This is a genomic window from Streptomyces sp. 63XJN7_1_ISO-PGPR-S23-121 (assembly GCF_056173025.1).
Genome location: NZ_CM149653.1, coordinates 4577459 through 4595811, shown reverse-complemented (window position 1 = coordinate 4595811; position 18353 = coordinate 4577459). Strand labels below are relative to the sequence as shown.

At 72.6% G+C, this 18353-nt stretch carries 22 protein-coding genes; 14 read left to right on the top strand and 8 right to left on the bottom strand.

Going from position 1 to position 18353, the window contains the following annotated elements:
* The first annotated feature begins 65 nt into the window (after window positions 1-65).
* From AC0VYN_RS20730 to AC0VYN_RS20705, 6 genes are all read left to right on the top strand, one after another.
* Window positions 66-818, top strand: coding sequence for a FadR/GntR family transcriptional regulator (locus tag AC0VYN_RS20730; protein WP_475532161.1), 753 nt, complete (start codon window positions 66-68; stop codon window positions 816-818).
* A 229-nt stretch (window positions 819-1047) separates the two neighbouring features.
* Window positions 1048-2070, top strand: a complete 1023-nt coding sequence (locus tag AC0VYN_RS20725; RefSeq protein WP_475532160.1) for an acetylxylan esterase — start codon at window positions 1048-1050, stop codon at window positions 2068-2070.
* 26 nt (window positions 2071-2096) lie between these two features.
* Complete coding sequence (locus AC0VYN_RS20720) at window positions 2097-3572, top strand: exo-alpha-sialidase (RefSeq protein WP_475532159.1); 1476 nt, start codon at window positions 2097-2099, stop codon at window positions 3570-3572.
* Window positions 3573-3661: 89 nt separating this feature from the next.
* Window positions 3662-4621, top strand: coding sequence for a dihydrodipicolinate synthase family protein (locus AC0VYN_RS20715; protein ID WP_475532158.1), 960 nt, complete (start codon window positions 3662-3664; stop codon window positions 4619-4621).
* Entirely contained in the window at window positions 4618-5565 is a 948-nt protein-coding gene (locus AC0VYN_RS20710) for an ROK family protein (protein WP_475532157.1), read from the top strand. Before AC0VYN_RS20715 ends, AC0VYN_RS20710 begins: the two co-directional genes overlap by 4 nt.
* On the top strand, window positions 5562-6242 hold the full coding sequence (locus AC0VYN_RS20705; RefSeq protein ID WP_475532156.1) for an N-acetylmannosamine-6-phosphate 2-epimerase: 681 nt from the start codon (window positions 5562-5564) through the stop codon (window positions 6240-6242). The genes AC0VYN_RS20710 and AC0VYN_RS20705 overlap by 4 nt, the downstream gene beginning before the upstream one ends.
* Window positions 6243-6328: 86 nt before the next feature.
* On the opposite strand, the gene AC0VYN_RS20700 is transcribed toward AC0VYN_RS20705, so the two are convergent.
* Together AC0VYN_RS20700 and AC0VYN_RS20695 are read right to left on the bottom strand one after the other, a co-directional pair.
* Window positions 6329-7774 carry a glyceraldehyde-3-phosphate dehydrogenase gene (locus AC0VYN_RS20700; RefSeq protein ID WP_475532155.1) on the bottom strand — a complete coding sequence of 482 codons (1446 nt, stop codon included), beginning with the start codon at window positions 7772-7774 and terminating at the stop codon, window positions 6329-6331.
* Window positions 7775-7870: 96 nt separating this feature from the next.
* Entirely contained in the window at window positions 7871-9154 is a 1284-nt protein-coding gene (locus tag AC0VYN_RS20695; protein WP_475532154.1) for an amidohydrolase, read from the bottom strand.
* A 244-nt stretch (window positions 9155-9398) separates the two neighbouring features.
* On the opposite strand from AC0VYN_RS20695, the gene AC0VYN_RS20690 reads away from it, so the two are divergent.
* The gene (locus tag AC0VYN_RS20690) at window positions 9399-9797 is read left to right on the top strand and encodes an SseB family protein (RefSeq protein ID WP_385473355.1); all 399 of its coding nucleotides are present in this window, start codon (window positions 9399-9401) and stop codon (window positions 9795-9797) included.
* A 69-nt stretch (window positions 9798-9866) separates the two neighbouring features.
* On the opposite strand, the gene AC0VYN_RS20685 is transcribed toward AC0VYN_RS20690, so the two are convergent.
* Entirely contained in the window at window positions 9867-10259 is a 393-nt protein-coding gene (locus AC0VYN_RS20685; RefSeq protein ID WP_385473358.1) for a MarR family winged helix-turn-helix transcriptional regulator, read from the bottom strand.
* Between the two features lie 254 nt (window positions 10260-10513).
* Between AC0VYN_RS20685 and AC0VYN_RS20680 the strand changes: the two genes are divergently transcribed.
* Window positions 10514-10678 (top strand): hypothetical protein, encoded by a 165-nt coding sequence (locus AC0VYN_RS20680; protein WP_475532153.1) that lies wholly within the window; start codon window positions 10514-10516, stop codon window positions 10676-10678.
* Between the two features lie 48 nt (window positions 10679-10726).
* Here AC0VYN_RS20680 and AC0VYN_RS20675 read toward each other — a convergent pair whose 3' ends face one another.
* On the bottom strand, window positions 10727-10969 hold the full coding sequence (locus AC0VYN_RS20675; protein WP_385473364.1) for a DUF5133 domain-containing protein: 243 nt from the start codon (window positions 10967-10969) through the stop codon (window positions 10727-10729).
* A gap of 198 nt (window positions 10970-11167) precedes the next feature.
* On the bottom strand, window positions 11168-11476 hold the full coding sequence (locus AC0VYN_RS20670) for an STAS domain-containing protein (protein ID WP_475532152.1): 309 nt from the start codon (window positions 11474-11476) through the stop codon (window positions 11168-11170).
* 179 nt (window positions 11477-11655) lie between these two features.
* Here AC0VYN_RS20670 and AC0VYN_RS20665 point away from each other — a divergent pair, with 179 nt between their 5' ends.
* On the top strand, window positions 11656-12015 hold the full coding sequence (locus AC0VYN_RS20665) for a helix-turn-helix transcriptional regulator (RefSeq protein WP_475532151.1): 360 nt from the start codon (window positions 11656-11658) through the stop codon (window positions 12013-12015).
* 18 nt (window positions 12016-12033) lie between these two features.
* On the opposite strand, the gene AC0VYN_RS20660 is transcribed toward AC0VYN_RS20665, so the two are convergent.
* On the bottom strand, window positions 12034-12492 hold the full coding sequence (locus AC0VYN_RS20660; RefSeq protein ID WP_475532150.1) for an ATP-binding protein: 459 nt from the start codon (window positions 12490-12492) through the stop codon (window positions 12034-12036).
* 350 nt (window positions 12493-12842) lie between these two features.
* Here AC0VYN_RS20660 and crcB (AC0VYN_RS20655) point away from each other — a divergent pair, with 350 nt between their 5' ends.
* The 4 genes from crcB (AC0VYN_RS20655) (at window position 12843) to AC0VYN_RS20640 (ending at window position 14986) form a co-directional block, all read left to right on the top strand.
* Entirely contained in the window at window positions 12843-13310 is a 468-nt protein-coding gene (crcB, locus tag AC0VYN_RS20655) for a fluoride efflux transporter CrcB (protein WP_475532149.1), read from the top strand.
* Entirely contained in the window at window positions 13307-13696 is a 390-nt protein-coding gene (locus tag AC0VYN_RS20650) for a DUF190 domain-containing protein (protein WP_451689909.1), read from the top strand. Before crcB (AC0VYN_RS20655) ends, AC0VYN_RS20650 begins: the two co-directional genes overlap by 4 nt.
* Window positions 13693-14067, top strand: coding sequence for a fluoride efflux transporter CrcB (gene crcB / locus AC0VYN_RS20645; RefSeq protein ID WP_475532148.1), 375 nt, complete (start codon window positions 13693-13695; stop codon window positions 14065-14067). The genes AC0VYN_RS20650 and crcB (AC0VYN_RS20645) overlap by 4 nt, the downstream gene beginning before the upstream one ends.
* Before the next feature lie 82 nt (window positions 14068-14149).
* The gene (locus tag AC0VYN_RS20640) at window positions 14150-14986 is read left to right on the top strand and encodes an undecaprenyl-diphosphate phosphatase (protein ID WP_475532147.1); all 837 of its coding nucleotides are present in this window, start codon (window positions 14150-14152) and stop codon (window positions 14984-14986) included.
* A gap of 34 nt (window positions 14987-15020) precedes the next feature.
* Here AC0VYN_RS20640 and AC0VYN_RS20635 read toward each other — a convergent pair whose 3' ends face one another.
* On the bottom strand, window positions 15021-16079 hold the full coding sequence (locus AC0VYN_RS20635) for a fatty acid desaturase family protein (RefSeq protein WP_475532146.1): 1059 nt from the start codon (window positions 16077-16079) through the stop codon (window positions 15021-15023).
* A 116-nt stretch (window positions 16080-16195) separates the two neighbouring features.
* Here AC0VYN_RS20635 and AC0VYN_RS20630 point away from each other — a divergent pair, with 116 nt between their 5' ends.
* Entirely contained in the window at window positions 16196-17119 is a 924-nt protein-coding gene (locus AC0VYN_RS20630) for a glutaminase (protein WP_451628479.1), read from the top strand.
* A gap of 21 nt (window positions 17120-17140) precedes the next feature.
* Here AC0VYN_RS20630 and AC0VYN_RS20625 read toward each other — a convergent pair whose 3' ends face one another.
* On the bottom strand, window positions 17141-18319 hold the full coding sequence (locus AC0VYN_RS20625) for a D-alanyl-D-alanine carboxypeptidase family protein (RefSeq protein WP_475532145.1): 1179 nt from the start codon (window positions 18317-18319) through the stop codon (window positions 17141-17143).
* Window positions 18320-18353 lie beyond the last annotated feature (34 nt).

Sequence of the window (18353 nt, the reverse complement as noted above, 5' to 3'; positions counted from 1 at the left end):
AGACGTCTGATGTCTGATGCTTGATAACGTGGGAACGTAGCCGGGCAAATGAGAGGGGTCAAGAGGTGGCGGTGGGGCAAAGGGCGATTCGGCAGAGAGTGCCGGAGCCCAAGACGGTACGACAACCGTTGCGACAGGAGGTCGTGGACGGCATCAAGTCCTACATCCTGCGCAACGACCTGCGCCCGGGGGATCCCTTGCCGACCGAGCCCGCCCTGTGCGAGGCGCTCGGGGCGAGCCGTTCCAGCGTGCGGGAGGCGATCAGGATCCTCACCGCGCTCGACATCGTCGAGGTGCGGCACGGTCACGGCACCTACGTCGGCAGGCTGAGCCTGTCCGCCCTGGTGGAGAGCCTGACCTTCCGGGGTCTGCTCAGTCCCGACGACGACTTCCAGGTGATGAGCGACCTCATCGAGGTGCGCGAGCTGTTCGAGCGGGGCATGGCCGACCGGCTCGTCTCCTCCCTGGCCGAGGAGCAGATCGACCGCCTCGCGGAGCACGTCGACGAGATGCGCAGAGCCGGCGCGGGGGAGGGGCACGGGTTCGTCGAGGCCGACCGGGCGTTCCATACCTTGCTCCTCGCCCCGCTCGGCAACGACCTCATCGGTCAGCTGTCCACGGCGTTCTGGGACGTCTACGTCATCGTCGCACCGCACCTGGACGTGTTCACGCGCGAGCACGAGGCGGCCACCATCGCCAATCACCAGCGCATCGTGAACGCCGTGCGCGACCGTGATCCGGTCGAGTTCGCGGTGGCCCTCGCGGAACACTACGCTCCGGTGCGTCAGCGGATCGAGGAGGCCCGCGCCCGTAGCTGACCGTCCCGCCGACGACCGAGGCGCCCCTCCGCCAGGGGGCGCCTTTTTCGTGCGCGCCTCCGGACGTGCCGGACATCCCCGGAGCGGGACACTTGACGGTCGCCGCCGCGGTCTCTAGTGTCCTCGATCAACAGACATCAGACGTCTGTTGTTGTGACGGCCGGTTCCGGCCGGCCCTCCCGTTCTCCGCGCTGCGCCGCGCGCACGCCTCACCCACCAGGGCCCCTTCATGCCACTGACGGACCTCACCCTCGCCCAGTGCCTGGCACTGCGGCCGGACCTCGACGAGCCCGCCGACCTCGACGCCTTCTGGGAGCAGACCCTGCGGGAGGCCCGCGAACACGGCGGCGCACCCGGCTTCACCCCCGTGGACTCCGGCCTGACCGAGGTGACGACCTACGACGTCACGGCGCCGGGCTTCGCCGGCGAGCCCGTCCGGGGCTGGCTGCACCTGCCCGCACGGGCGAGCGGGCCCCTCGGCTGCGTGGTGGAGTTCCTCGGCTACGGACGCGGTCGCGGACTGCCGCACGAGCAGGTGCTCTGGGCCAACGCCGGCTACGCGCACTTCATCATGGACACGCGCGGTCAGGGCTGGTCCACCGCAGGCGGGGACACCCCCGACACCGCCGCCCTGAACGGCACCGTCCCCGGCTTCCTGACCCGCGGCGTCGAAAGCCCCCACGACCACTACTACCGGCGGGTCCACACCGACGCCGTGCGCTTCGTGGAGGCGGCCCTCGCCCATCCGGCCGTGGACCCGGACAGGGTCGTCGTCACCGGCATCAGCCAGGGCGGCGGCATCGCCCTCGCGGTGGCCGGGCTCGTGCCGGGCCTGGCCGGGGTGATGCCCGACGTCCCCTTCCTCTGCGACATCCGGCGCGGCGCGACGATCGCGGCCCAGCCGCCCTACACCGAGGTCGCCGAGTACCTGCGCCTGCACCGCGACCGAACCGGGACGGTCTTCACCACCCTGTCCTACGTCGACGCGGCACTGCTCGCCGCGCGCGCCACCGCCCCGGCCCTCTTCTCCATCGCGATGATGGACGAGGTCTGCCCGCCCTCGACGAGCTTCGCGGCCTACCACCGCTACGGCGGCTCCAAGGACCTGCGCGTCTACGAGTTCAACGGCCACGAAGGCGGCGGCGGCCACCACCGCCGCGAGCAGCTCGCCTGGGTACGGGAGCTGCTCCGCGCACCCCGGCCCGAGGCCCCCACCGCTCTCTCCGCCCTGCACGACCCCCAACTCGCCTGACCCCTCAACCGAGAAGAGGCCTGTTCATGCAGCGAAGAGTCACCCTCGCCCTCGCCACCGCGGCCCTGACCGTCCTGGCCGTCACCGTCCCCGCCGCCCACGGGGCCACCTCGGCGGCGGAGGCCACCGGCACCCTCACCTCCCAGGACATCGCCACGGCGGGCACCGGATCCCCCTACTACCGCATCCCCGCCCTGACCCGGACCATCCGGGGCACGCTGATCGCCGCGTACGACGCCCGCCCCACCCTCGGTGACCTGCCGGGCAACATCGGCATCGTCCTCAGGCGCAGCACCGACGGCGGCGCCACCTGGCAGGCCCAGCAGGTCGTGCGCAAGGACGCCGCCCCCAAGGGTTACGGCGACCCCAGCCTGCTCGTCGACCGCGAGACCGGCCGCGTCTTCGTCTTCTACGCGGCCTCCGTGAACCAGGGCTTCTTCGGCTCGGCCACCGGCAACGACGAGAGCGACCCGAACATCGTCCAGGCCGACTACAGCTACTCCGACGACGACGGAGTGACCTGGAAGCACGAGCGGATCACCGCCGACATCAAGAAGCCGGCCTGGGGCGGCATGTTCGCCGCCTCCGGCGAGGGAATCCAGCTGCGCCACGGCACCCACAAGGGCCGTCTCGTCCAGCAGTACGCCATCCGCGACAACGGGGCCAACTACGCGGTCAGCGCCTACAGCGACGACCACGGTGCCACCTGGAGGATGGGTACCCCCGTCGGCCCCGGCGGCGACGAGAACAAGACCGTCGAGCTGTCCGACGGCCGCATCATGCTCAACAACCGCTCCGCGCCGTACCGCACGGTGGCGTACTCCTCCGACGGCGGTGTCACCTACACCCCCTTCAAGCAGGACACCGAGCTGCCGGACCCGGCGAACAACGGATCCATCACCCGCTTCGCGTCGGGCGTGGCCGCCTCGCACCCGCGCGCCTCCTGGCTGATGTTCAGCAACACGGCGACGACCAACAGCCGCAGCAACCTCACCGTCCGCCTCTCCTGCGACAACGGGGAGACCTGGCCGGTGCGCAAGACCGTCGAGTCCGGCGCGGCCGCCTACTCGACGCTCACCCCGCTCAGCGACGGCACCGGCGGCAACCCCGGCATGGGCCTCCTGTGGGAGCGGGCCAACTACCAGCACATCACCTATTCGTCCTTCGACCTGAAGTGGCTCGGCGGAGTCTGCGCCCCGGTCACCGTCACCCCGCCCGCGTCCCTCCCCGCCGGCCGGACCACCGACGTCACCGTCCGCGTCGTCAGCCAGAACGACGTGGCGCTCCCGGCCGGCACGGTCTCGCTCACGCTGCCCGCGGGCTGGAGCGCCCCCACCGTCACCATGCCGGCGCTCAACCCGGGCCAGGGCGCCAACGTGAAGATCCCCGTCACGGTCCCCGCGAACGCCACCGCGGGCACCGTGTCGACGACCGCGACCTACGAGGTCCGCGGCAGCCGGCACTCCTACGGCGACGAGACGCTCACCGTCACCGCGCCGTAGCCCGGCCACGGGCCGCCCGGCGCCGGCATCCCGGCACCCGGCGGCCCGTTCCACCCGTACCACCACTCGCACAGCCCAGGAGAAACACCATGTCCTCGTCCCAGCCCCTGAGCGGCGTCGTGCCGCCCGTCTGCACTCCTCTGGACGCGTCGGGCGAAGTCGACACCGCCTCGCTCACCCGACTCGTCGAGCACCTCGTCGGCGGGGGAGTGCACGGGCTGTTCGCCCTGGGCTCCAGCAGCGAGGTCGCCTTCCTCACCGACCGGCAGCGGGCCGTCGCCCTGGAGACGGTCGTCGAGGCCGTCGCGGGCCGCGTCCCCGTGCTGGCGGGCGTCATCGACATGACCACGCCCCGGATGCTCGTCCACGCCGAGGCCGCACGCGAGGCCGGCGCCGACGCCCTGGTGGCCACCGCGCCCTTCTACGCCCGCACCCACCCGCGCGAGATCGCCGCCCACTTCCGCGCGCTCCGCGCCGCCGTCGACCTGCCCCTGTACGCCTACGACCTCCCCGTCTCGGTGCACAGCAAGCTCTCCGCCGCCCTGGTGCGCGAACTCGCCGAGGACGGCACGCTGGCCGGCCTCAAGGACAGCAGCGGCGACGAGGGCGGCCTGCGCCGGCTCGTCGTCGAACTGGGCGGACGCCACGGCCGCGCCGACGGTCCCGCCCCCTCCTTCAGCATCCTCACCGGCTCCGAACTGACCGTGGACGCCGCCCTGCTGGCCGGCGTCGACGGCGTCGTCCCGGGACTGGGCAACGTCGACCCGGCCGGCTACGTCCGCCTCTACGACGCCGTGCGCGGCGGCGACCTGGACGGCGCGGTGAAGGAACAGGAGCGGCTCGTGGAGCTGTTCGGCCTCGTCGACGCGGGCCCGGAGAGCGAGATGGGGCGCAACTCCTCGGCCATCGGCGCCTTCAAGCACGCGCTGCGGCTGCTCGGTGTGATCACCCACGGCACCACCGCCGCCTCGCAGGTCCAGCTGGGCGAGGAGTCCGTCGCCCACGTCGAGCGGCACCTGCGCGGCGCCGGGCTGCTGCCGGTCCGATGACCGCACGGCACCTCGACGGTCCGGTGATCGGCCTCGATCTCGGCGGCACGAAGATCGCCGCCGCCCTCGTCGGGGCCGGCGGCACCGTACTGGCCCGGCACACCCTGCCCACCCCGGCGACCCGGGGCGCCGGGGTGGTCCTGGACACGATGGCGGAGGCCGCCCGCGCGGTGTGGGCGCCCGGCGCCACCGCGATCGGCGTCGCCGCGGCCGGCGTGATCGACCCCGTCACCGGGACCGTCACCAGCGCCACCGACACGATCCGGGGCTGGGCCGGCACCGGCCTCGCGGCGGGCCTCGCCGGCCGTACGGGTCTCCCCGTGGCCTGCGACAACGACGTACGCGCCGCCGCCGCGACGGAACTGGACGGCCCGGACGACGACGGCACGCTGATCTACGCCGCCGTCGGCACCGGAGTCGGCGGCGCCGTCGCCGCCGCGGGACGCATGTTGCACGGAGCCGCCGGAATCGCCGGGCACCTCGGGCACCTGCCCAGCCCCGAGGCCGACGGGCTGCCCTGCACCTGCGGAGCCACCGGCCACCTGGAGGCCATCGCGGCGGGCCCCGCCATCACCGCGCACTGCGCACGGCTCGGCGGGCAACCGGCCGACCGCCTCCAGACCGTCGCCGAGCGCGCCGCGCAGGGCGACCCGCACGCGACGGAGGCCATCACGCTCGGCGCCCGCGCGACGGGCCGCGCCCTGGGCGGCCTCGCCAACGCGCTCGGCCCGCACCGTGTCGTCGTCGCCGGTGGCGTGCCCCGCATCGGCGCCCTGTACTGGGACGCCCTGTGCGCGGCCTTCACCGCCGAGCTCATGCCCCCGCTGCGGGCACTGCGCCCGCGGCATCCGAGGGGCGGCGCCGACGCCGCGGTCCTCGGGGCGGCCGCGCTGCCCCGCACCCTGCCCCTGCACCAGCCCGAGACCACCGGAGCACCGTCATGACCCCGCCCCTGTCCCTGGCCGACGCGTGGAAGGGCCGCCTGATCGTGTCCTGCCAGGCACCTCCCGGCGACCCGATGCGCCACACCGGCACACTGGTCCGCATGACGCTGGCGGCGCGCTCCGGCGGCGCGGCGGCCGTGCGCGTCAACGACCCGGAGGTCGTCGCGGCCACCGTCGCGGCCGTCGACCTGCCGGTGATCGGCCTGTGGAAGGACGGCGACAGCGGCGTCTTCATCACCCCGACCGTGCGCCACGCGCTCGCCCTGGTGGAGGCCGGTGCCGCCGTCGTCGCCGCCGACGCGACCGCGCGCCCGCGGCCCGACGGCAGCACCTTCGCGGAGCTGGTCGAGGCCGTGCACGCGGCCGGCGCCCAGGTCATGGCCGACGTGTCGAACCTCGGCGAGGGCCGTGCGGCCGCCGACCAGGGGGCCGACTTCATCGGCACCACCCTGTCCGGCTACGTGCCGGGCTCCCCGGTGCAGAGCGCCCCCGACCTGGCTCTCGTGACCGACCTCGCCGGCGCGCTCGACACCCCGGTGATCGCCGAGGGCCGTATCGCCACTCCCGAGCAGGCCGCCCGGGCGCTCGCGGCGGGGGCGCACAGCGTCGTCGTCGGCACCGCCATCACCGCACCGACCGCGCTGACGCGGCTTTTCGCCCAGGCCCTGGCACCCTGACCCGGCACGGGACGCGCGAGGAGCGGCGGAACCTCCGGGTCCCGCCGCCCCTCGCGCGTGCTCGTGCCGGTCGGGGTGCTTGTGGATCAGACCGCCGGGGCCGGGTAGGTCGGGTACTCCACCCCGGAGACGTGCTGGACGACGCGGACGACCTGGCAGGAGTAGCCGAACTCGTTGTCGTACCAGAGGTAGAGGATGGCGTTGTCGCCCTCGACCTTGAGCGCGCCGGCGTCGACGATCGAGGCGTGGCGCGAGCCGATGAAGTCGCTGGAGACCGCGTCGGGGGCGCTGATGAAGTCGATCTGCCGCTTGAGCGGCGAGGTCAGCGACACCTCGCGCAGGTGGTCGAGGACGTCCTCGCGGGTCGTCTCGCGGGCCAGCTGGAGGTTGAGGATCGCGATCGAGACGTCCGGCACCGGGACGCGGATCGAGCTGCCGGTGATCTTCGCCTCGAGGTCCGGGAGCGCCTTGGCGACGGCGGAGGCGGCACCGGTCTCGGTGATGACCATGTTCAACGGCGCCGACCGGCCACGGCGGTCCGACTTGTGGTAATTGTCCAGCAGGTTCTGGTCGTTGGTGAACGAGTGGACGGTCTCCACGTGGCCGCGCAGCACACCGTACTCGTCGGCCATCGCCTTCAGCGGGGGCACGATCGCGTTGGTGGTGCAGGACGCGCAGGAGAGGATCTGCTCGTCCGGCTTGATGGTGTCGTGGTTGACGCCGTGCACGATGTTCGGGACGTCACCCTTGCCCGGCGCGGTCAGCACGACCTTGTCGATGCCGGGGCGCAGGTGCTTCGACAGGCCCTCGCGGTCACGCCACTTGCCGGTGTTGTCGATGAGGATGGCGTTCTTGATGCCGTACGCCGTGTAGTCGACCTGCGTCGGGTCGTCGGCGTGGATCACCTTGATCGCGTTGCCGTTGGCGACGATCGTGCTGCTGTCCTCGTCGACGGTGATCGTGCCCTGGAACTGGCCGTGCACCGAGTCGCGGCGCAGCAGCGAGGCCCGCTTGACGAGATCCTGGTCGCCACCGCCCCGGACGACGATGGCACGTAGCCGCAGGCCGTTGCCCGAACCGGCCTTCTCGATGAGCAGGCGGGCGACGAGCCGGCCGATGCGGCCGAAGCCGTACAGCACGACGTCGCGCGGCTCACGGCGGTCGATCTTGTCGGCGCCGGTGGCACCGGCGACGGCCTCGGCGGTGAACTCCGCCACCGACAGGCCGCGGTCGTCGGCCTTGTAGGTCGCGGCCAGCATGCCGATGTCGATCTGGGAGGGACCGAGGTCGAGCGCGGTGAGGGCCTGGACGAAGGGGAGCGTCTCGGTGACCGACAGCTCCGCACCGGCGATCTGCCGGGCGAAGCGGTGCGTCTTGAGGATGCTGACCACCGACTTGTTCACCAGGGAGCGGCTGTGCAGCAGGACGGTGACGTCCCGCTCGCGGTGCAGCTTCCCGATCATCGGGATCATCGATTCCGCGATCTCCTCGCGGTTCTTCCAATTGGTGAACGAGTCGTCGTTGACAGTCACGTCTCTTATCTTTCGAGCTAGGCGGCGCTCATATGCTAACCCGACCGCCTCTCTGATCGATCAAGTGGGCCCCCGGTCGATCAGATGAGTACCGGATCACGCCCGGTCCGGGCCGCCGCCGGCCGCCAGCCAGGCGAGCGCGGCCGTGGTCAGCGCCCGCACGCCCGTGTCCAGCGTGGGCTGGAGGACCGGGGCGAACGCCGGGCTGTGGTTGTGCGGCACGTCCCGTTGCACGGTCCCGCGGCGCTCCGCGTCGGCGTACAGCTCCGGCGCGGTCCCGCCGATGCCCCAGTACGTGTACGGCACGCCGAACGCCGCCGGGATCTCGCTCATGTCCTCGCTGGCCGTCTGGAGTTCCAGCGTCCGCGCGTCGGCGCCGAAGCGGGCGGCGAAGGCGCCGGCCACCGTCGCCGTGGCCGTGGCGTCGTTGACCGTGGGCGGGAACGACGTCAGGTGCTCGACCGTCGGCTCGGCCGGGGCGCCGGACGCCCGGGCCTCCGCGCGGACGATCCGCTCGATCGCGGCCAACACGCGCTCGCGCACGGCCGGATCGTAGGTGCGGACGTTCAGCTCGAGGACGGCATGGTCGGGAATGATGTTCGGGCCGGTCCCCGCCCGGATGCTGCCCACCGTCACGACGGCGGGCGTGGTCGCCGCGATCTCCCGCGAGACGACCGTCTGGAGCCGCACCACGCACATCGCCGCCATGACGACCGGGTCGACGGCCGCCTGCGGCATCGACCCGTGGCCGCCGCGACCGTGGAGGGTGACGCGCAGGTTGTCGGCGGCGGACATGAACGATCCGGCCCGGGTGCCGACCAGGCCGGCCGGATACGGCAGTACGTGCTGCGCCAGCACCACGTCGGGCCGGGGCACCTTCCCGGTGAGGCCGTCCTCGATCATCGCGCGGGCGCCGTCGCCGTTCTCCTCCGACGGCTGGAAGAGCACGATCAGCGTGCCCCGCCACGCCTCGGTCGCCGCCGCCATGAGCCGGGCGAAGCCGACCATGCAGGCCACGTGCACGTCGTGACCGCAGGCGTGCATCACGGGCCGCTCGACGCCGTCGCCGTCCGTCGCGGTGGCGGTGGACGCGTACGGCAGGCCGGTCACCTCCGGGACGGGCAGCGCGTCCATGTCCGCGCGCAGCATCACCGTGGGGCCGTCCCCGCGGGCGAGGACCCCGGTCACACCGGTGCCGCCGATGCCCGCCGTCACCTGGTAGCCGTACCCCCGCAGCGCATCGGCCGCCCTCCCGGCGGTGCGGTGCTCCCGGAAGCCGAGCTCGGGGTGGGCGTGCAGGTCGCGGTAGAGGTCCTCCACGTCGGACCGGATGCCGTCCAGCCCGGCCAGCACGGCGTCCACACAGGCCTCAACGGTCATGACGATGCCTTCCTCGGGCGGTACGTGCACCGACAGCCACGGCACTCGGCTCTCGCGCCAGCGAAACACCCCGCACCACGCGCTGCAACCTTCCCCGAGGGCCCCGCCCGCGGGCACGCCGACGTCCGGCCGCGGCTCCTCGAACATGATTGCGCCGTGGGCGATCGGGTACGCGTGGCTGAACCGTGCCCGTGCCGATCACCGCGCGGGCCTCCACCCCACCGCCGCTACCAGGGAATGTGCCATGGAAACACCCGCGAACGACCACCCCGTCACGCCCGCCCAGCGGGCTCTGGACGCGCTCGCCGAGAACACCGAGGACACGGCGGCGCTCGACACCCTCGCAGGCAGCGACGTACTGGTCCCGGTACCGGACGACGCGAACGAGCCGGACGCCGACCCCGGGATGCTGGCCCTGCCGGTACTGGAGCAGCAGGGCGGGCGCCAGGTGGTGCCCGTGTTCACCTCGGAACTGGAGATGGCCGACCTGCTGCCGTACGTCTCGCGCTACCGCATGGTGCCGCTCGGCGCGCTCGCCGCGCAGTGGCCGGCCGACGACCTGTCGCTCTCCATCGACGCCGGCTCGGAGCACCGACTGACCCTCACGTCGGACGGCGTGCGCACACTGCTGGCCCGTCACTAGGGAAGCGGGAGCCGGCCCGCCCACGGCCACCGCGGGAGACCGGGCCGGCCCGTTTCCGGCTGCTACCGGCTAGAGGTCGCCCAGCATCCGGGCCAGCACGGACCGCTGCAGCGGCAGCACCTCGGAGTGCAGGTCGCGTCCCTTGCGGGTCAGTGCGACATACACACCCCGCCGGTCCTCAGCGCACATGGAGCGCTCCACCAGCCCGTCCTTCTCCAGCCGGGCGATGAGGCGGGACAACGCGCTCTGACTGAGATGGACCCGGCCGACCAGGTTCTGCACCCGGCACTGGGTGCCTTCCTCCGGCGCCTCGGCCACCAGGATGTCGAGCACCTCGAAGTCGCTCGCGCCCAGGCCGTGCGGATGCAGCACGCGGTCTATCTCGCACATCGTGCGGGCGTGTACCGAGAGGATCTCCCGCCAGCGCTCCTCGAGCCGCGCCCCGGCCGTCTTGGCTGCCATACCTGCACCGTAGCACCGGACCCGGCGGTCGTTGATCGTGCAACTACTGTGGATGCGAGGAACGCTCTGTTCCGCCCACGGCCGGACCGGCCGGGGTCACGGTCCGGACGCGAAACCATCACAGCAGGACGCCACAGCGGTACCGGCGCCCGTGCCGCCCGTTGTCCGGGCATGCCCCTCAAGGAAACCGACCCGGTCGAGGTGGCCCACGCCCGAGCGGCGGGAGCCCACTGGCCGGACGAGACCGCACCGCCGTGCGAGTGGTGCGCGCCGCCCTGCACCTCTCGCAGAGCCCGCGACCGGCCGGCTCCGCCGGGGGGCGCGGCATCGAGGAGCGGCTGGCGCGGGTGCGTGACGTGAGACTGCCCGTCGCCGCGCTCACCGTCCTGGCCGCACTCGTGTGGGGTCTCGTCGCCTGACGACGCCGCGCGCTGCCGGGACGCTCCCGCTTCCCGCGGGATGCGGGCCTAGGCGGCCAGCGTCTCGTCCTCGCGGGAGACGCCCGTACGGCCGCCGTACCGCGCGAGCAGGGTGTCCGCCGCGAGCAGGGCCTCATCGGCGGTGCGGGAGCCGGTCATCACGCACAACGTGTACGTGGCGTCCTCGAGCGCCCGGCTGGTGTAGCCGGTGGGGCGGACATCGTGCTCGATGCGCGCCTGAGCGAACCGGGCCAGCACCGCACGCAGTTCCTTCTCCGCCGGAAGGATCATGATGTTACCTCTCCCCTCGGAATCGCTTCCCGCGCGGCGGACCGCCGCCCGCGGGGAAGTGACTGTCTCCATGGCGTCTGACGACCGCGGTTCATCACCGGGCAGCGTCAAGCAGAGACTCGAATGCCCCGCGACGCGGCGTCCACGCCCCGGCGCGCACTGCTTTTTCGGCCGCCCGTCCACCCGCCGCCCGTCGCCCTAGCAAGCGGCGGCCTCTTCCACCGTCGCCCGCACCTTCAGCACCGTGTCGAGCGCGGTGAGCTCCAGGAGCCGCCGCACCTGCTGCGTCGGCGCGGCGATGCGCAGGTCCGCCGCATGGTGGGTGAGGACCAGCAGGTTCACCAGCGCCGAGTCCGCGAAGGTGATGCCGGAGGCGTCCAGAACCACCTTCGGACGCTCCCTGGCCGCGGCGTCCAGCGCGTCCGCCAGGGGCGGCACCGAGTACATGTCGTAGGAGCCCCGTGCGCCGACGACCCGGGCGCCGCACCGCTCGTACTGCACCACCACGGTCTGGTCCGGAGCCTGCGCCCGGCTCCCGCGGGCTCGGCCGGAGCACCTCGTGACCGCTTCGTCCAAAGACACCCTCGGGTCCCTCCTGTGCCGCTCCACCGGATCCTGTCATCCGTTGCACGAAAAATATGTCAGGTAACCAGTGTCAGGCAAGTGCGGTCCGTAGAATGCTGTGCATGGTTGAAGTGCCTGGATCTCACACCGGATGGACGTTCGTCACCAACCACGCGCGTGTACTGGCGGCCATCGCCGACAATCCGAACGTCCGGATCCGCGACATCGCCGCCCACTGCCGGCTCACCGAGCGCGCCGTCCAGCGGATCATCTCCGACCTCGAGCAGGATGGATACCTCTCGCACACGCGCGACGGACGTACGAACACCTACCGCATCGAGCCGGACAAGGTGCTGCGGCACCCGGCGGAGGCGGGACTGTCGGTCGCCGCGCTGCTCTCCCTGCTCGTCCAGGACGAGACCGACCGCGCGCGGCCCGGCAGCCTGTCACCCCGCCTGGCCGGTGCCGGCGGTACCCGGTAGCGGTGTGGTGGCGGGCGCTCAGTGCGAGGGGGCGGCCGGGGAGGCGGTCCCGCCGGCGTGGCGCGGCGCCAGGGAAAGGTAAGCGGTGATCAGCTTGCCCGTGGCGCGGAAGGCCACGGCGACCCCGGCGCTGACGGTGTGCACCAGATGCAGTCCGTGCCCGCCGATGCGGCGCGGGTCGGCCTTCCGGGCCGCCGGCGCGCCGGTGGAGCCGTCCCACACGGTGATCGTCAGCAGGTCGCCGGACAGGCGCAGGTTCATTCCGCAGGGCCCCGCGGCATGCCGGAGCGCGTTGGTGACCAGTTCGCTGGTGGCGAGTTCGGCGTCCATCGCCACGTCGGCCGGCACGGCCGCGCGGCCCGCGTCCGGGGCGTGGTCGAGGAAGACGCGCAGGGCCCGTCGGGCGTCGGCGGCGCGGGCCGCGCCCTGCCCCCAAGCCTCGCCGTAGCACAGCGGGACGTGCTCGTCGGTGCTCATGTCGGCTGCCTCCTGCCGGGCTCGGCGGGGTGGCCGCGCGAGGCCTCCTTGCCGCACTCGCCACTTTCGCCGCTTTCGGACTGTTTCGTCGTCCGGTTACCCGACGGGCGGCCGTCCACTCCAGGAACGCCGCCCGTGCCATCGCCGGCCGGGCCGGTGGCCGCGGGCGCCGGCCCCGCCCCCGAGGTGCCCCGGGCGGGTCCCCGGCGTTAGGCTGGCCGGCAGCCGCGCCGGTGCGCGCGGCGCGGCGGTGGGGCCCGCCGTACCCGAACCGCGGCACAGCGGCCGCCAACGGTCCCTACTTGCGAACGGGGGCACCCCCATGCCCGGCGAGTAGGAGACGTACGACCATGACAGCCCCGGAGACGGACCGCCTCGGCCGGACGCGCCCCGCCCCGCCACCACGACGCCGGCGTGTACGGGCACAGGCACCGGTCGTCGCGGTCGTGGCGCTCGGCGGCGGCATCGGCGCCGTCGCCCGCTACGCGGTCTCGCTGGGATGGCCCGCGCACCCCGGCGGCTTTCCCTGGGCGACCTTCTGGGTCAACGTCACCGGCTGCGCCGTGATCGGCGTGTTCATGGTCGTCATCACCGACGTGTGGGCCGCCCACCGCCTCGTCCGGCCGTTCTTCGGCACCGGCGTGCTCGGCGGCTTCACCACCTTCTCCACCTACGCCGTCGACAGCAGGCAGTTGTTCGCCACCGGCCACGCCGGCACGGGCCTGGCCTACCTCGCCGCGACCCCGGTCGCGGCCCTCACGGCGGTGGGCCTCGCCGCATGGGCGGCCCGCCGCGTCCTGGAGCGGAGGCAGCCATGACCCGGCTCACCGGCAACGCCCTGCGCATGACCGTCCTCGTCGGCGAGAACGACACCTGGCACCACCGGCCCCTGTACACGGAGATCGTCCACCGGGCCCACCGGGCGGGCCTCGCCGGCGCGAGCGTGTTCCGGGGCGTCGAGGGCTTTGGCGCCTCGTCGCTGATCCACACCACCCGGCTGCTGTCCCTGAGCGAGGACCTGCCGGTGGCCGTCGTCGTCGTGGACACCGAGGAGCGCGTACGCGCGTTCCTGCCGCAGCTCGACGAGCTCGTCACCGAGGGCCTGGTGATCCTCGACGACTGCGAGGTCGTCCGGTACACCGGCCGCGGACAGGCGCCCGAGGGGCCGGACGGGACGGACACGAAGGGTAAGAAGTCGTTGTGAACTGGCTGCTGGTCGTCGCGGGTGCCATGGTCGGCGCTCCGCTCCGCTACCTCACCGACCGCGCGGTGCAGTCCCGGCACGACTCGGTCTTCCCCTGGGGCACCTTCACGGTGAACGTCGCCGGATCCCTCGTCCTCGGCGTGCTGACCGGCGCGGTGCTGGCCGGGGCCGCCGGTTCCCGCCCCCAGCTGCTGATCGGCACCGGCCTGTGCGGCGCCCTGACGACGTACTCGACCTTCTCCTACGAGACGCTGCGGCTGACCGGGACGGGAGCGCGCCTGCACGCCGCCGTCAACGTGGCGGCGAGTGTGGCGGCCGGCCTCGGCGCGGCCTTCGCGGGGGTGACGCTGGCCGACGCGCTCTGGGCGTAAGACGTGGCGTTGACCTGCGTGTAGTAGGACTGGCCCGTCCGCGACTGTCGCCCCGCGCCCGCCCCGAGCAGAACTGGATCCCATGAGCGTCATCAGCATCGGTCAGGCCGTCGTCCTCGGAGCCGTCGAGGGGGTGACCGAGTTCCTGCCCGTCTCCTCCACCGGTCACCTCAAGATCGTCGAGGGACTGATGGGCATTCCCGTCGACGACGACGCCGTCGTGGGTTTCTCGGCCGTCATCCAGGTCGGTGCCATCGCCGCCGTGCTCGTCTACTTCTCCAAGGACATCGTGCGGATCGTCTCCGCCTGGCTGCGCGGCCTGCGCGACCGCGAGGAGCGCTACCACCACGACTACCAGTTCGCCTGGTGGGTCATCCTCGCGACCGTTCCGATCGTCGTCGTCGGCCTGGCGGCCAAGCCCCTGATCGAAGGCCCGCTCGCCTCGCTGTGGGTGGTCGCGGGCTCGCTGATCGCCGGCAGCGGCGTCATGTGGGTGGCGGACCGGACCGGCCGGCACAAGCGGGGCGAGGACGACACCTCGTTCAAGGACGCCATGCTGGTCGGCGGATCCCAGATCCTCGCCCTGCTCTTCCCCGGCTTCTCCCGCTCCGGCGCCACCATGTCCACCGCGCTGATGCTCGACCTCGACCGGGTGGCCGCCACCCGGCTCTCCTTCTTCCTCGGCATCCCCGCCCTGACGGGCGCCGGTCTGTACGAGCTGAAGGACGCCCTCGGCACCGGAGCGGGCGCGGCCCCGCTGGCCGTCGGCACGCTCGTGTCCTTCGGCGTGGCCTACGCCTCCATCGCCTGGCTGCTGAAATTCGTCGCCAAGCACTCCTTCGACGCCTTCGTCGTCTACCGGATCGTGGTCGGCGTCCTGCTGTTCGGGCTGCTCGGCACGGGCGTGCTGCACAGCTGACCGCCGCGCGCCGGGCCCCCGACGGCCAGGTGCCTCAGCGGGCGTCGCGCAGCGGCTCGCCGACGCTGCGCATGTGACGCAGCGCCTCCCGGTGCGAGGCGAGCAGTCCGGTCCGGTGGTACGGGACGCCCAGCTCGGCGCAGTACCGCTCGGTGAGGACCTGGGCCTCGGCGAGGGCGGGCGTGGGCATGCTGGGGAACAGGTGGTGCTCGATCTGGTAGTTGAGACCGCCCATGAAGGCGTCGACGAAAGCGCCGCCCCGCACGTTGCGGGAGGTGAGCACCTGCCGGCGCAGGAAGTCGAGCCGCGTGCCCTCCTCGATCATCGGCATGCCCTTGTGGTTGGGCGCGAAGACCGAACCGAGGTAGATCCCGAACAGGCCCTGGTGCACGGCGACGAAGGCGAGCGCCCGGCCGGGGGAGAGGACCGTGAAGAGGCCGCCGAAGTAGAGGACGAAATGGGCGACGAGCAGTGTCCCCTCCAGCACCGGTCGTTTCATCGACGGGCTGCGCAGCGCCTTGAAACTGCTGAAACTCAGGTTCAGGCCCTCGAGTGTCAGCAGCGGGAGGAACAGGGCCGCCTGATGCCTTCCGACGAAACGCGGAAGCCCCGTGGCCCTGCTCGCCTGACGCCGTGACCAGACCAGGATGTCGGGGGAGACGTCCGGGTCCCTCTCCTCGTGATTGGGATGCGCGTGGTGACGGGTGTGCTTGTTCATCCACCAGCCGTAGCTCATGCCCAGCAACAGGTTGGCCACCAACAGGCCGCCCGCCTCGCTCGGACGCCGGCGCGAGAAGACCTGCCGGTGGGCGAGGTCGTGGGCGGCGAGTCCGAGCTGACCGAAGACGACGGCGGAGAACGCGGCGACGGCCAGCTGGCTCCAGCTGTCACCCAGGACGGCGAAGGCCGCGACGACGCCGGCGAGCGCGAGGGCGACGGTACCGAAACGCACCGTGTAATACAGCGGGCGCCGCCGCAGCAGCCCCGCTCCGGCTATGCGCCGTGACAGTTCGGCGAAGTCGCTTCCCTTCTCCCGTCGCTCCTCTTTCTCGCGGGGGTCTGACGTCTCGATGAGCACCGTTGGATTGGCCATGCGCCTCAGTATGTGACGGGCCGGCCGCCCGCAGAATGACGTCTGCCCCCGAAGGGACGGTGTGGCTGGCCCCACCTCCCGGACGCCGGGTCGCACCCGGAGGGAAGATGGTGACCATGAGCACGCCGACGACCTTCCAGCCGGTCCTGGAGCGCATCGCCGAGGAGATCGAGCGCACCCCGGGCAGCGGCCGGCCCGCCGACTACATCCCGGCGCTCGCCGCCTGCGACCCCCGCCGCTTCGGCATGGCCGTCGCCGAGCCGGACGGCACGGTGTACGGCGTGGGGGAGTGGCGGGAGCCGTTCTCCGCGCAGTCCATCACCAAGGTCTTCACCCTCGCCCTCGACCTGTCCCGCGAGGGCGACGCGTTGTGGGAGCACGTCGGCCGCGAACCTTCCGGCAACCCGTTCAACTCGCTGGTGCAGCTGGAGTACGAGAACGGCATCCCGCGCAACCCGTTCATCAACGCGGGTGCGCTGGTCGTCACCGACCGGCTGCACACCCGTACCGGCGACGCGGCGGGCGAACTCCTCGCCTTCCTGCGCGCCGAGAGCGGCAACCCGGAGCTGACCTTCGACGAGGAGGTCGCCGCGTCCGAGACGGCCCACGGCGACCGGAACGCCGCCCTCGGCCACTTCATGGCGTCCTACGGCAACATCGACAACCCCGTACCGGTGCTGCTGGAGCAGTACTTCCGCCAGTGCTCCGTCGCCGCCTCCTGTGCCGACCTAGCCCTCGCCACCGGGTTCCTCGCCCGGCACGGGGTCCGCGCCGACGGCTCCCGGCTGCTGAGCCGCAGCCAGGCCAAGCAGGTCAACGCGGTGATGCTGACCTGCGGGACGTACGACGCGGCCGGCGACTTCGCCTACCGGGTGGGCCTGCCGGGCAAGAGCGGGGTCGGCGGCGGCATCATCGCGGTCGTACCGGGACGCTGCACGCTGTGCGTGTGGAGCCCCGGTCTGGACGAGCGGGGGAACTCGGTCGCCGGGGTGGCGGCCCTGGACCGCTTCACGACGCTGACGGGACTGTCGGTGTTCTGACCCGGCCCGACGGCCGGCCGGTCAGTCCCGCTCCAGCCGGCCGAACCTGAGCCACAGGGCCAGTGCCAGGGCGCCCGCGCCGAGCCCCGCCGTGCCCAGCAGCACGCCGGTCTCCGGCCGGCCCGGCTCGCCCGGGGCCGGTTCCGCGCTTGTCGTCGTGGGCGCGGATTCGGGGCCCGGCCGCGGCCGGATGCCGCCGGGTTCCAGCGAACCGACCGGGTCGACCCGTGCGGTGGCGCCGAACCCCCAGTCGAGCAGCGAGCGGGTCTCCTCGTACACGGCGAGGCCGCCGCCTTCCTGAGGGTTCATCACGGTCACCACCAGGGTGAGCCCGCTCCGCCGGGCTGCGGCGACGAGCGTGTTGCCGGCGCTCCTGGTGTAGCCGTTCTTGATGCCGATCAGCCCCGGGTAGGCCTCCACCCCGTCCGCGCCCGTGAGCAGCCGGTTGGTGTTCATGATCCCGTACGAGTCCCCGTCGCCGTCCGGGAACATCGCGTCGATCCTGGCGCAGTACCGCGCGAAGTCCGGGTCACGCAGCCCCGCGCGCCCGAAGACCGCCAGGTCGTACGCCGAGGAGACCTGCCCCGGCGCGTCGTAGCCGTCGGGGGAAAGGACGTGCGTGTCGCGGGCCCCGAGGGCACGGGCCTCGGCCTGCATCCGGGCGGCGGTGGCGCTCCAGCCGCCGACGAGCGAGGCGAGGACGTGGACGGCGTCGTTGCCGGAGTTGAGGAACACGCCGTTCCAGAGGTCGGAGACCTGGTACGTGCGGCCCTCCACGACGCCGACCAGACTGCTGCCGGGGCCAATGTCCGACAGCTCCTCGGTACTCACCCGGTGGCTGAAGCCGCCCGGCAGGACCGGGAGCACCGTGAGCGCGAACAGGGTCTTCAGGGTGCTGGCGGGCGGCAGCTTGCGGTGCGCGTCGTGCGCGGCCAGCACGTCGCCGCTGCCGGCGTCGGCCACCACCCAGGCCAGCGCGGAGACATCGGGGACCGCCGGTGCGCCGGGGTGGAGCCGGACCTGTGTACCGGGGCGGTCGAGCAGGGACGGCTGCGGTGCCGCGGCCCTCGGCCCACCGGACGCACCGGCGTCCGGCCGCACCGGACGGGCGGCCGCGGCGGCGGGCGCCAGCGTCAGCAGACCCGCGACGCAGAGCACGCAGGTGGACCGAGTCGTCCGTGATGAAAAGCCGATAGTCATACCGCAAACGTAGGAATATGCCCGTGCGACGCCA